Origin of the sequence: Pedobacter borealis DSM 19626 (assembly GCF_000708285.2) — a bacterium.
GTDB classification, from domain to species: domain Bacteria; phylum Bacteroidota; class Bacteroidia; order Sphingobacteriales; family Sphingobacteriaceae; genus Pedobacter; species Pedobacter borealis.
The window spans coordinates 1-14,436 of record NZ_JAUG01000031.1; the positions used below are offsets into that span (position 1 = coordinate 1).

The 14,436-nt window shown below is 36.8% G+C and carries 9 protein-coding genes; 7 read left to right on the top strand and 2 right to left on the bottom strand.

Going from position 1 to position 14,436, the window contains the following annotated elements; translation table 11 throughout:
- Positions 1-327 precede the first annotated feature (327 nt).
- The 4 genes from smc (at position 328) to AW17_RS10700 (ending at position 7,830) form a co-directional block, all read left to right on the top strand.
- Entirely contained in the window at positions 328-3,867 is a 3,540-nt protein-coding gene (gene smc / locus AW17_RS10685) for a chromosome segregation protein SMC (RefSeq protein ID WP_029276217.1), read from the top strand.
- 510 nt (positions 3,868-4,377) lie between these two features.
- Complete coding sequence (locus tag AW17_RS10690) at positions 4,378-5,352, top strand: M28 family peptidase (RefSeq protein WP_036669648.1); 975 nt, start codon at positions 4,378-4,380, stop codon at positions 5,350-5,352.
- Positions 5,353-5,533: 181 nt separating this feature from the next.
- The gene (locus AW17_RS10695) at positions 5,534-5,905 is read left to right on the top strand and encodes a BlaI/MecI/CopY family transcriptional regulator (RefSeq protein ID WP_029276221.1); all 372 of its coding nucleotides are present in this window, start codon (positions 5,534-5,536) and stop codon (positions 5,903-5,905) included.
- Positions 5,906-6,117: 212 nt separating this feature from the next.
- Positions 6,118-7,830 (top strand): M56 family metallopeptidase, encoded by a 1,713-nt coding sequence (locus tag AW17_RS10700; RefSeq protein WP_167343664.1) that lies wholly within the window; start codon positions 6,118-6,120, stop codon positions 7,828-7,830.
- Between the two features lie 19 nt (positions 7,831-7,849).
- On the opposite strand, the gene rsmG is transcribed toward AW17_RS10700, so the two are convergent.
- Positions 7,850-8,485 (bottom strand): 16S rRNA (guanine(527)-N(7))-methyltransferase RsmG, encoded by a 636-nt coding sequence (gene rsmG / locus AW17_RS10705; protein WP_029276225.1) that lies wholly within the window; start codon positions 8,483-8,485, stop codon positions 7,850-7,852.
- A gap of 26 nt (positions 8,486-8,511) precedes the next feature.
- Positions 8,512-9,729 carry a glycosyltransferase gene (locus tag AW17_RS10710; RefSeq protein WP_342421775.1) on the bottom strand — a complete coding sequence of 406 codons (1,218 nt, stop codon included), beginning with the start codon at positions 9,727-9,729 and terminating at the stop codon, positions 8,512-8,514.
- A 141-nt stretch (positions 9,730-9,870) separates the two neighbouring features.
- Between AW17_RS10710 and tgt the strand changes: the two genes are divergently transcribed.
- From tgt to AW17_RS10725, 3 genes are read left to right on the top strand one after another with little or no spacing between them, the layout of a single operon-like run.
- Positions 9,871-11,001, top strand: a complete 1,131-nt coding sequence (gene tgt, locus AW17_RS10715) for a tRNA guanosine(34) transglycosylase Tgt (RefSeq protein WP_029276229.1) — start codon at positions 9,871-9,873, stop codon at positions 10,999-11,001.
- 1 nt (position 11,002) lies between these two features.
- Positions 11,003-12,106, top strand: a complete 1,104-nt coding sequence (locus AW17_RS10720) for an LptF/LptG family permease (RefSeq protein ID WP_029276231.1) — start codon at positions 11,003-11,005, stop codon at positions 12,104-12,106.
- Between the two features lie 2 nt (positions 12,107-12,108).
- Positions 12,109-12,987 carry a DMT family transporter gene (locus tag AW17_RS10725; RefSeq protein ID WP_029276233.1) on the top strand — a complete coding sequence of 293 codons (879 nt, stop codon included), beginning with the start codon at positions 12,109-12,111 and terminating at the stop codon, positions 12,985-12,987.
- The last annotated feature ends 1,449 nt before the right edge of the window (positions 12,988-14,436 follow it).

Sequence of the window (14,436 nt, forward strand, 5' to 3'; positions counted from 1 at the left end):
TTTTTTTGATTTCTCCGGCCCTTGGGATTGACGGTGCTCTTCGGTTAAACCTGTGTTTTATTAGAGTTGGTTAGCAAAACGAATAAAACCCAAACCAAAAGATGTGTCCACACGGTAGGATTTTGCATCGGGATCAGGATCCTTAATAGATAAAAAATAGATGCTGAATCAAGTTCAGCATGACGAGCGGTATTAAAATTATGTCCAACTCAGTGCCCTCTGCGCTTTTCTCTCTGCGTTCTTTGCGGTTAAAAACACCATGGTTAAAAAGTTGAAAAACCACAAAATTATCCTTATTATTGAACTCGGTTCTCCCGATTACAAACCATGCAACTTACTAGGTTAGAAATTAAAGGTTTTAAGAGCTTTGGCGATAAAGTGACCATCAATTTTAATGAGGGTGTTACCGCTATTGTTGGTCCTAATGGTTGCGGAAAATCCAATGTAATAGATGCTATGCGCTGGGTTTTGGGCGAACAGAGTACCAAAGCACTTCGTTCAGAAAAGATGGAGAACATCATTTTCAACGGAACAAAAAACCGTAAACAAGCGCAGCTTGCCGAGGTTTCATTGAGTTTTGATAATACCAAGAACATCCTGCCAACAGCCTATTCACAGGTTACTGTAACCCGTAAACTCTATAGAAATGGCGATAGTGAGTACCGTTTAAACGATGTTCAATGTAGGTTAAAAGACATTACCGACCTTTTTCTGGATACCGGAATCGGCTCTGATAGTTATTCGATCATTGAGCTGAAAATGGTTGATGAAATTATAACCAACAAAGAGCATAGCCGCCGTTCCTTGTTTGAAGAAGCATCGGGGATCTCGAAATACAAATTACGTAAAAAACAGACTTTCAGCAAGCTAAAAGACACAGAGGCCGATTTAGAGCGGGTTGAAGACTTACTTTTCGAGATCGAAAAAAACCTTAAAACCTTAGAAAATCAGGCACGTAAAGCTGAGCGTTATTATAAGCTAAAAGAGCAATATCGCGAATTGAGTGTTCAGTTGGCTACACACCGCATTGCCTTCTTCCGTACCGATTTAAATGCTTTAGAAACTCAGGAACAAAATCAGCTGGTAAACCGTACAACACTCAGTACCAAAATAGATACCGGTGAAGCCGAACTGCAAAAGCTTAAATTAGGCAGTATCAGTCAGGAAAAGAACCTTTCTGTACAACAAAAGGCCACAAATGAGTTTGTTTCCAAAATCCGTGCTTATGAAAGTGAGAAAAAAGTAAAGAACGAGCAAATGCGTTTTTTACAGGAAAAAGAAACACGTTTATCGGGTGAGCTCGAAAAAGATAAAAACCAGGTTAACCACATTAAATACAACATCAAACGTTTAAATGAAGAAGTTTTAACTGAAACTGAAGTTTTTAACCGACTTGAATCTGATTTAAAAAGCTTAAAATCCACGCTCGACACTTTACGCGAGCAACAGCAGACCGAGAAAAACAGGATTGATAACCTGATCAAATCGGTTAACGAGTTACAAAACCAAGTATACCAGTCGCAAAAAGAAATTGATATCCTGAATATTCAAAAAGATGCGCTGGTGCAGGAAACCAACCGGAATGTTGATGATACAGAAACCAAAACATTAGAATTAAAGGCTTTCGATCATGCCTTGGCCGAACTTGATATTCAGGTTAGGGAGAAGCAAGCCAATATTAAAAACCTAACGGAAGCTGAAGAACTTTTAAAAGAAAAACTGGCTGCTTCAGAAATCAATTTAAGTTCGAACAAGGAAAAATTGACGGCCGAAAACCGTAAAAAAGATGCCAAGCAAAACGAATTTAACCTCACAAAATCACTAGTTGATAGTTTAGAGGGCTTTCCTGAATCGATCCGTTTTTTGAAGAAAAACAACGCTTTTGCTAAAAGTGCCCTGCTCCTTTCTGATATTTTATTCTGTAATGAAGATTACCGCATAGCCATTGAGAATTACCTTGAGCCGGTAATGAACCATTATGTGGTTGATCAATATGCAGATGCTGTACAGGCCATTAACCTCTTAACCGATGCCAGCCGCGGACGGGCAAACTTTTTCATTTTAGAAAATATACCCGATAAAAACCCGGTTATTGGTACGCATGAAGGCCTGGTCTCAGCGCTATCAGTCATTGAAGTTGATAAAAAATACCAGCACCTCTGCAACCTGCTTTTGCAAAATGTTTACATCGCAGTAGCTGAGCAAGAAAGCCTTTTCAAAGCAACACCAACAGATAGTTTAACCATTTTGGCTAAAAATGGAAAATATGCCCAAACTAAATTCACATTGGCGGGTGGATCTGTAGGTTTATTCGAAGGAAAAAGGATTGGCCGTGCCAAGAATTTAGAAAATCTGGCCAAAGAAATCAAAACTTCAGAATCGTTGATTAATCAGTACGATGCTTCAATTAAAGCTGAAACTGATAACATATTTAACCTAAAAGAAGCTTCAAAAATCAATCAGATCAATGCTTTGCAACAAGAAATGAACCGTTTAAACAACGAACATATTTCTGTGCAGACCCGTCGCGACCAGTACCAGGAGTTTATTACGACCAGCGAAAACCGTAAAACAGATATTGCCCAAAAGATCGTATCAATAGAAAAAGCCTTATCGGAAAAGTTGCCAGCATTGGTTCAATTACAAAAAGACCAGCAAGAAGCACATATAAATTTACAGGAACAACAACTTAATTATCAGGAAATTGCCGATCAGGTAAACGAAAGTGCAGGTAAATACAACCAGGATAACATACGTTTCCACCAACAACAAAATAAGTTATCCGGCTTAGAAAAAGATTTGGATTACCGTTTTGTACAGGAAGAAGCTTTGAATAAGCGCATCGCACAAAACGACAAAGAATTACAGGAAGCATTGACCCAAATTACGGCAACATTACAGCACACTGACCTGAACGACGATACGCTTTTAGAGATGTATCAACAACGTGAAGAGATGGAAAAAGGGCTTGCAGAAGCTGAGCAAGCTTATTTCACAAGCAAAGGAAGCATTAACGAGGTTGAAAACGACCTGACCAATATTCGTAAAACCCGCGAAGAAACCGATTTCCTATTAACTGAGATTAAGGATAAAAAGAACGCATTAAAGATCGATCTGAATGCATTAAAAGAACGTTTAGCCGTCGAATTCAACATCGACATCAACGACCTTTTAGAAACAGATACCGAAATTGAAGCTTTAGAAAGTGAGTTTGATCTCCGTCAAAAGGTAGAGCGGATGAAACGTCAACTCGACGAATTTGGTGCCATCAACTCTATGGCAATGGAAGCCTTTAAAGAAATGGAAGAACGTTACACTTTCATCCAGAACCAAAAAAAGGATCTTAATGCAGCCAAAACCGACCTTTTACAAACCATCAAAGAGATAGACGATACGGCTAAAGATAAATTTATGCAGGCCTTTACCCAGGCCCGTGAGCATTTTATCGTAGTTTTCCGTTCGTTATTTAACGAAGAAGATAGCTGCGACCTGATTTTATCAGACATTAACAACCCTTTAGAGGCCGATATCGATATTGTCGCCCGTCCGAAAGGAAAAAGACCTTTATCGATCAATCAATTATCTGGTGGAGAAAAAACATTGACAGCTACGGCACTATTGTTTTCGCTTTACCTGTTAAAGCCTGCTCCTTTCTGTATTTTCGATGAAGTTGATGCACCTTTGGATGATACCAACATCGATAAATTCAATAATATTATCCGTAAATTCTCCGATCAATCGCAGTTTATCATCGTATCGCACAACAAACGGACCATTGCCAGCACTGATATTATTTATGGGGTAACCATGGTAGAGCAGGGCGTTTCGAGGGTTGTAGCGGTCGATTTAAGGGAAGTAGCGGCGTAAAAGCTTAAAGGTGAAAGCTGAAAGACCAAAGCAAAATCTACCGTTTCCGTTATTGCGGGAAGGCTTTTCAGCCGACAGCCTGCGCCGAATTTTCGGGGAAGCAATCTTTTATTTACATTTTTTCAATTCGAAAATGAAAGTCACTACCATTGGCGGTCTGCAGCCCTGCTGTACACTAAATCTTTTATAACATCTGTCATGCTGAGGCACGAAGCATCTGTTTCATAGGTTCGAGATGCTTCGTACCTCAGCATGACAACGTATTCAAGGTTGCTGCAAATAAAAAGTATTCCGTTCCCATCAGGTTTATAAACGCAATACAGTAAAAAAACAGCGTTTTCCCTTCTATAATCTAATAATTAATATCTTTAAGAAAATTTAACGCAATGGTCGTCCTTTCGAGCGGAGTGCAACGAAGTCGAGAAATCTATTCCAATAGATCTCTCTCCCGACTTAACGTCGGGACGATGCTCCAGTCGAGATGACGACCCTAACTTATTACAAAGAAATATGAAAATCCTATATATCCTTCCCTTAGCCATGATGCTAAGCTGCTGTTCATCAGTAAAAAACCAAAATAATACTGCTTCCGGCAAGTTAGATACCCAATTGTTAAAAGACGTTGAGGTATTATCATCAGATGCTTATCAAGGCAGAAAAACCGGTACAAAAGGCGCCGAAATGGCCAGGGCATATATTGTAGAAAGATTTCAAAAATTAGGACTAAAATCTTATCCTCAGCATGTAAACTACGCACAGGAGTTTACTTTTAACGGAAGAGGCAATACAAAAATAAATGGCACCAACATCATCGGCTACATTCCGGGCAAAGGAACCAATGTTATTGTGGTATCTGCCCATTACGACCATTTAGGTGTAGTAAAAGGCGAAGTTTTTAATGGTGCTGATGATAATGCATCGGGAACTGCAGGATTATTGAAAATTGCCGCCTATTTTGCTAAAAACAAACCAAATAACACAATCCTTTTCGCCTCTTTCGATGCGGAAGAAATGGGCTTACAGGGTGCAAAGGCATTTGTAGGCAATCCACCAGTGCCTATTAATACTATAGCCATTGATTTAAATATGGATATGATCAGCCATAATGATAAAGGTGAGCTCTATGTCTGCGGGACTTTCAAATATCCTGATTTAAAGAAGTATGTAGATACGACTAAAACCAATATTAAATTACTTTTCGGCCACGACGATCCAAAACAAGGTCACGATGATTGGACAAACCAAAGCGACCAAGGTGCATTTAATGCTAAAAATATTCCATTTTTATATTTCGGTGTAGAAGACCACAAAGATTATCATAAAGCTACAGACGAATATTCTACCATCACCAAACCATTTTTTAATAATGCTGCAAGCGCTGTGCTGGATGTTGTAAAAAACATCGACAAACAAACCGGCTTACAGCAGTTGTTAAAAGATAAAATGATCATGATGGACAATCCAAGAAAATCGGAAAGGTTTTAATAAACTGATTGATATAAGTCTAAACCTGCCCTATCCGGCAGGTTTTTTTATGCTTTACAAATCTTAAAAACAAAAATTATTTAGCTGTATATCAAATATTTACAAATAAAACTATAAAAATAGTTTACAAACTATTTTTATAGTAGTAACTTCAATTAACCAAACTATAAAAATAGTTGCTATGATAAAAGAACTCACAAAAGCAGAAGAACAGATTATGCTTATCCTTTGGGAAATGGGCGAAGCCTTAGTAAAAGACGTTATAGAAAAAATGAACGAACCCAAACCTGCTTACAACACGGTTTCGACCGTAATTAGGGTTTTAGAAACTAAAGGCTTTGTTGATCATAAAGCTATCGGCAATACGCATATCTACTTCCCCATTATAAAAGAAACTGATTATAAACGCTTTGCATTAGATAAAGTAATGAGCAACTATTTCGAAAACTCTTACGAGAGTCTGGTTTCGTTTCTGGTGAAAGAAAAAAGTATGAGTACTGAAGAACTCAATGAAATTATCCAATTGGCAGAGAAACTTAAAAAAGATAAGTGATGAGCTGGTTATATTATTTACTCGAAGCAAATCTATATTTCGCCTTATTTTATGGCTTTTATAGATTATTCCTCCACAAGGAAACCTTTTATGGTTTAAATAGAAGTTATTTAATTTTTGGCTCTATGCTCGCTTTCGTTCTTCCATTTTTTCAGCTGGGTTTCTTAAAAGCACCTGTAACCGAACAGATTGCGATAGCACCTACTACCGAAATGGTTGCTAGCCAGGTGATGATGACAGAAAACCTGCCACTAGAAACTTATCAACCCAGTATCATCACTATCGATCATGCGATTATCGCGATTTATAGTCTGGTAACCATTGCATTTCTACTTAAAATGCTTTTTAATTTATCCAAAATTATCAGCATGCGTAAACTACCTTCTGTTAAATTGGATAATGGAGTGAAACTAATTGATTTAAAGGATTCAAAAATAGCTTTTTCATTTTTCAACCTCCTTTTTTTAGATCCACAATTAACAGAAAAAAACACCATACTCAAACATGAGCTCGTTCACATTAAACAAAAACACAGTTTGGATGTACTGTTATTCGAAATCATTCAGATCATCAACTGGTTTAACCCAATCGTTTATCTCGTTAAAAAAGACATTAAGTTAATCCATGAGTACCTGGCCGATGAAGAAACAACGAAATGCGATGTAGAAAAATATCATTATGCGATGTTTTTGATTCAAAATTCAACAGGGATCCAAAACCTAACCTTAACTAACCAAATATTCAGTTCATCAATATTAAAAAAGAGAATCAATATGCTAAATCAAAAGAAATCAGCACATTGGGCAAAGCTCAAATTGCTAGTGGTACTGCCCATTACTGCAGGAATATTATGCATTTCTACCATGGCTTTTACGAAAGATTATGGATTTGTGGACTTGCTACCGGAGAATTTATCTGGGAAAATTGATCAATTGGATAGCACAATAATTAGGGAAATACTAACAAAAGGTGAATTAGTTGTTACGAATCTAAACCCGATTCCTAACTCAAAAGATAGTGTAAATATTGAAGCAAATACAAAAGATATGTTTACTGTTTATTTACACAACACTAAGACTGGAAAAAGTATCTTGGAATTGGATTGGAGTTTAGTTCCAAACGGTGTAAATATTAAAGAAGGAAATTATTTTAAAGGAACAAAAGAATTTTCGAAAATTGATACTGCGATCAACATTGCAATACAACTTAAAAAAACGCTAGCTACAGTAAAATATGGAGATTTGAGAAAAATTGAGCTAAGCGATAACCAAAAATTAAAAAGCTTATCTATAAAGCCAGATAAAGTTATATTACCTCCACATATAGTAATGCAGGGTAAGCAACTAACCCTTCCTGTTGCTGATAGTTTTAAAAAACAAAAAAAATTCCCACCCCCAGTACTAATTGAAAGAGACACAACCAAAAAGAAAAGATCACAAGAAGTAATTGTACAAGCTTACCGAACTGCTATGGAAGCTAAAAGAGCTCAAGGCTCAACTGATGCTAAAGACAAAACAATAGAAATTAAGCCTACGCCACAATCCGATAAAAAATTAAAAGAGGAAACTATCAAAGCCTATGAAAAGGCAATGGGTGTAAAATCGGACTACAAGATTTATTTTGGAAAATTAAAACTTCTAATACCTAAGGTAGAGTTCAATAATCTGCGTTCAGATAAAGATTATGCGGGCTTAATTCTTTTAGCCAACATATCTAATGCAAGCCTTAAAATAGAAAAAATAACTACTGATTGTGATTTTTTGGAATTGAAAACACAGTCCAAAACTTTAATACCCAATAAAAATTTCAGCATTGATGTGGTCATAAGAAAAGCGCTGAAGGGTAGCATTTCTCAAAAAATATTTATATACTTTACCGGCCAGGAAGCCCCAATTATTGTTCCTGTTGAAGGGAACTTTATATAATCTAAATTTCTAAAAACAATTACTGCGGTACGTAAACCACATATTTAGTCTCAAAAAAATCTTCCTCAAAATAAGCTGAAAGCGGGTATAATTCTGCTTTCAGTTTTGATTCTTTGATCTCCTCTGCCAAATCACCTCCTTTTAAATACAAAATCCCGTTCGGAATGGCGTTTAACGAATCCTTTTTAAATTTGCCCTGTATCCACGGATAAAATTCTCCTAAACGGGTTACCGCTCTAGATACCACAAAGTTAAATTTCTCTTTAATCTGCTCGGCTCTTAAATGGTCGGCCCTTAAATTCTCCAAACCTAATGCCGAAGCCACCTCTTTTACCACTTTAATCTTTTTTCCGATAGAATCGACCAGATAAAATTCTGTTTCAGGAAACAAGATTGCTAATGGAATGCCCGGAAAACCACCACCTGTACCTACATCTAAAACCGATTCTCCTGCTTTAAAATTGCATACTTTAGCGATCCCCAATGAGTGCAATACATGGCGCTCATATAACTCTTCGATATCCTTTCTCGAAATTACATTAATCTGTGCATTCCAAAAGCTATATAAATCGAACAATTGTGAAAATTGAGCAATCTGTTTTTCACTTAGGTTAGGGAAATATTTTAAAACGATATCGGGCTTTACATCAAGCATATTGTAGTTACTAAAGGATTATTGAATTATTTCCAGTTTACTTTTTTCTTGCCAAACAAGGCTAAAAATCCGTTCAGGGTTAAAAACAGAAACAAAAGTATGTCTAAAATCGGGAACCACCAACGCAAATCGCTATAGTTTAAGCGTTTCAGCAATTTGGGGTAGATAAAACACCTGATGATGATGCTTAATCCGAGGATTCCTAGGGCTACATATTGCGCCTCACGACTGAAAAACATACATGCGGCAAAGAACGCATAAAACAAAAACTGAAAAACAATCTGAAGGCTCAAAATAAACTTGTGCTTCGATTTATAGAATTTTCCAGCGCCAAAATGACGTTTTTTCTGCCTCAGGTAACCTCCCCAGGTATTATTGGGTTCGCTCCAAACATGGCTATCGCGGTGTAAGCGGATCTCTGTATTGTATTTATTGGCATGTGCGTTTACGAATAAATCATCATCTCCAGATAGGATATGCATGTGTGCTGCAAAGCCTTTATTTTTAAAAAAAAGCGATTTTTTATAGGCCATATTACGTCCAACCCCCATATACGGCATGCCTTTTAAGGCGAAAGCCAGGTAATTTACAGCGGTAAAAAAGGTTTCGAAACGAATTAATGCATTTAACAGACTTCTTTTCTTCATGTAGGGCGAGTAGCCCAAGACAATTTCAGTATTTTCATCAGCAGGCTGTTGCATATCCATTAACCAATGCTCAGAAGCTGGTGTACAATCTGCATCAGTAAAAACCAACCAATCGTACTTAGCGGCCTTTATACCCATGGTTACCGCGAATTTCTTACCTGCTATAAATTTATCGTTATCTAAAATCTTAACAACTTTCAGGTTACGGTGTTTCTTCTCTAATTGTTCTAAAAACTCCTCTGTACCATCCCAAGAGCGATCGTTAACCACCACAACTTCGAACTCCGGATAATCCTGGCTTAATAATGCAGGCAGATACTGCTCTAAATTTACAATTTCGTTTCGGGCACAAACAATTACACTTAACGGTTTTTGTGCCGATAACGGGATCTCCTCTATGCTTACATTGGCCAATTTCAAATGAACAAAAAGTACATAGTAAAGCTGAACCAAAAGGCAAAAAGCCAATATCGAGAGCAGAATAATTTCAAGCAGGGTTAATATCACGATGGTAAAATAAATAGGCGCAAATTTCTCATTTTTAATCTGTAAATCACTTTTATGTGGATAAAAAATTAAACAAAAATATGCCCTCAATTTTTGCTATTTTTGGCAGATTTTCGACGAGAAAAAACACGTACAAACCGCCTACCGTCAAAATAACAATTAGTTTTAATAAAACGTAATTTGATGGTGGTAAGCTCCACCTAACAATTGGAGAAAAATAAATAGAAACAGATGAAATTTAGTTTACAGGCTAACGATCCACTATCTAAAGCCAGAGCCGGAACGGTAACAACTGCTCATGGTGAAATACAAACCCCCATTTTTATGCCTGTGGGCACCGCTGGAACGGTAAAAGCCGTACATCAGCGCGAACTGAAAAACGATATTGACGCAAAAATCATTTTAGGCAATACTTACCACTTATATTTAAGACCAGGATTAGATATCCTCGAAAAAGCTGGTGGATTACACAAATTTATTGGCTGGGACCGCCCGATTTTAACAGATAGTGGAGGCTACCAGGTGTATTCTTTAAGTAAAGTCCGTAAAATTAAAGAAGAAGGCGTTACTTTCCATTCTCATATTGATGGATCGAAACACCTTTTCACGCCAGAATACGCAATGGATATTCAGCGTACCATAGGTGCCGATATTATTATGGCCTTTGATGAGTGCACACCATACCCATGCGACTATACTTATGCAGCGCAATCAATTAAAATGACACACCGTTGGTTAAAACGCTGTTGTACCCGTTTTGATAATACAGCACCTAAATACGGCTTCGACCAGACCCTTTTCCCTATTGTTCAGGGTTCTGTGTATAAAGATTTGCGTATAAAATCGGCAGAATTTATTGCCAGCATGAACCGTGAAGGCAATGCCATTGGTGGTTTATCCGTTGGTGAGCCAGCTGAAGAAATGTATGCCATGACAGAAGTGGTATGCAATATATTACCAGAAGAAAAACCACGTTATTTAATGGGCGTTGGTACACCGATCAATATTTTGGAGAATATTGCACTGGGTATCGACATGTTCGATTGTGTAATGCCAACCAGAAATGCCAGAAATGGTATGCTTTTTACCAGAAATGGGATTATAAACATCAGGAACAAGAAATGGGAGAACGATTTTTCTCCATTGGATGCGGAGAGCGATCTTCATGCGGATTTAGTAACCAGTAAAGCATATTTAAGACATTTAGTACATAGTAAGGAGATGCTTGGCGCTCAAATTGCTACCTTGCATAATCTGCATTTCTATCTTTGGTTGGTAAAACAGGCCAGGGAAAAGATAATTGCTGGTGAATTTTACGAGTGGAAAAACAAAATGGTTAAAGTATTAGGCAATAAGCTATAAAATGAATCTGTTAAAAGGAAGGATAAAAATCATCGATCAGTATATTATCGGGAAATACCTGGGTACGTTTATTTATACCCTGGCCATTTTTGTGATCATTATCGTAGTGTTCGATCTATCTGAAAAGATGGATGATTTTATGAAAAGTGGCCTGAGTTTTTGGGGGATTCTCTCTAAATATTACGCAGGCTCTATTCCTTTTTATGTGAATATGCTTTCACCGCTGATCAATTTTATTGCGGTAATTTTCTTTACCGCAAAAATGGCCGATCAGACTGAAATTGTACCAATTTTAAGCGGTGGGGTAAGTTTTAACCGCTTTTTATTTCCTTACCTGGTGTCGGCAACGATTATTTTCTCAGCCAACTTACTTTCAAATCTATACATCCTCCCTTATACCAATACCTTAAAAAATAGCTTCGAGAATACGTATGTAAAACGTAATGATCCTTCCACAAAATCAAACATCCATATGAAACTGGATGACAAAACCTATATCTATATTGATAATTTCGACAACAAAACGAATTCAGGATACCGGTTTTCTTTGGATAATTTTAGTGGAGATGTACTCACCAAAAAGATCGTTGCCGAAAATATAAAGTGGGATTCGCTTAAACGCAAATGGCAGTTGAACAACTACTCTATCCGTAAGATCGATGGATTGAAAGAAACCATGATTTATGGTAATGGGAAGTTAAAAGATACCATTTTGGATATGCGTCCGGATGATTTTTCGGCATATGACAATGTGGTGCAAAATTTAACCACAAAGGAACTCTCTGATAAGATCAGGAAAGAAAAAATCCGCGGAACGGGCGTAATGAACGATCTTCAGTTTGAAAAATACAAACGTTACCTCCACCCGCTTTCTGCTTTCGTATTAACGCTGATCGGCGTAGCGCTATCATCACGTAAAGTACGCGGAGGTGTCGGTGTATCGTTAGGGATCGGAATCTTCATTAGCTTCGCTTATATCGTATTTAATCAGTTCACACAGATGTTTTCTACCAAAGGTGGATTACCTCCTTTTGCGGCTGTTATTATGCCTACATTATTCTTTGGTTTATTAGGTTTTTACCTATTAAGAAAAGCACCAAAATAGCGATGGACGTTACCAAAAAGAATTTACTCATCCTTCATCTTACTGTATTTGTTTGGGGCTTTACGGGTGTGCTCGGTAAATTGATTTCTATCGATGCAGTGCCCATGGTTTGGTACCGGGTATTGATTGCTGCAGCTACACTTTTGGCGTGGTTTTTAATCACCAAAAAGAACATTAAGATTACTAAAAAACAGTTCATCCAATTCTTTTTAACGGGAGGAATTGTAGCCATTCACTGGATATTTTTCTTCCATGCCATTAAGGTCTCTACTGTTTCGGTAACCTTGGTTTGCCTCTCTTCCTTTACTTTATTTACCGCAATTTTAGAACCGCTGATTAAAAAACAACCGATACAAATGGGCGATATTCTGATTGGTTTATTGATCATTTTAGGTATATATATGATCTTTAAATTTGAAGGCCAGTATACTTTAGGAATTATTTTTGGTTTGCTGGCGGCGGTCGCATCAAGCCTTTTTTCAACTATAAATTCTACTTTGGTACAAAAAAGCGAACCTTCCATTATCAGTTTTTATGAGCTTGTTGGTGCACTTTTCTGGATCACGTTATACCGTTTATATGATGGAACACTGTTACACACAGCATTCAACCTAAGCACTAAAAACTGGTTCTTTCTTATTCTTCTCGGCACACTTTGTACATCCGTTGCTTACGTTGCAGGTGTTGCGGTAATGAGAACTTTATCGGCTTTTAGAGTTGCATTAATCACCAATTTGGAACCTGTATACGGAATAATTTTAGCCTTCGTTTTCTTTCAAAGCAAAGAGCAAATGACAGGTGGATTTTATATTGGTGCAACCATTATCCTGGCCTCTATTTTTCTCTATCCGATCTATAAAAAGAGAAAGAATCAACTGTAAACACAAACTAGATAAATTCATTTTTTTTTAGAAATTACACCAGCCGAAAGGACGGTTTCAGTCATACCTATTAACGGCGCATATTTTTCTCCGGGCAGCTCAATACTCAGATTTTCTCTATTAAATTTCGGGATAAAGATTAGGCAAAAGTGTAATTAGAAAGCTTATCAAAGCTAGTCAACACTACGCTTACCTTAGTACCATAAAGCCTCCAGCTCGCTTTATATAGAGATTCAAAATCTTATAATTAAAAGCGGCGAACAATCATCCAAAAACATTAGGAATCTAATGCTTCAGAGACAAGCTACGTAGCCAAGTTAAATCAAACCATCGGAACAAAAACGATAGCTTCAAATGAGGAAAATCAGGTTAAAGAATACAATCTGTTGGAAAGTGAAAGATCAAAAACAGATATTGATCACAAGCATGCACATCTCCCTGAAGGTAGAAAGTGCTCACACAAAAACATACCTAAAGCAAGATGAATCACCATTGAAAGTTATTGAGCTGAATTAATATTTTTGCCTCCAAATTCACGAATTACCAGTCTTAATTTCATCACCATCTATTGCGTATTTCAGCAAACGAAGAAGAGACATAGTCCAGCAATAAGACCAGATAGACGCGAACTAGACTTATATAACCAGCTTTAAATCGGATGCTACAATACAAGTTCAAGACGCAACCCTTAAACTTGATAAACAAAGAATTTCATATAGAAAATGTTTAAGCGATCGTCAACTAAAAACCCTTAATTAAAGACCAGATTTGGAGCTAACAAAACAAAGATTCTGAATATAAAATAGGCCAAAATATTCTTTATTTTAAATCAGAAATAGCAGCCTAACTGTAAGCCTTACCTAGGCTTATTATTAATTTATTTTAGCAAAAAATATATCAATAAAAAGTGCAGAAATCGAAGATACCAATTAGCAAAAATTTACAATTAAAATCTTACAAAACCGGATAGTTAAAGCGGCTAAAATCCCAACCTAAAAAGCCGATCTAAAGCGGCAGAAAACAGGGATAAAAAAAACAAATAAAAAGACCAAAATTCTCGCTTTAAACCCGCACCAAACATGAGGTATTTTCTATATAAATTCTATACAATTCTGAGTTGTCAAGTCACATAGAAACAAGATGGCTTGTCTAAAATCTATCAACCTTCAGTTCAGGGTAGTTTTTAACCACAATAAAAATCTGGCAAAGTAGCACAAAAAGATAAAGCATTTTATGGTTAATCAGCATAAAAATATCGGTAAAAATTACAATCAAAAACCTAATTTTCAACGTGCTTTTCCCCATGCAACTGAGGAAAAGTAATCAATTTCGAATTTCCAGAGGACAAAGCTTAAAAGCGTAAAAAACCTTATTTAAATACCATTAGATACGCTTTTTAGCGCAAAAACAAAAATTACCACAAAGTGTACCGAAAACACCATTATTCAC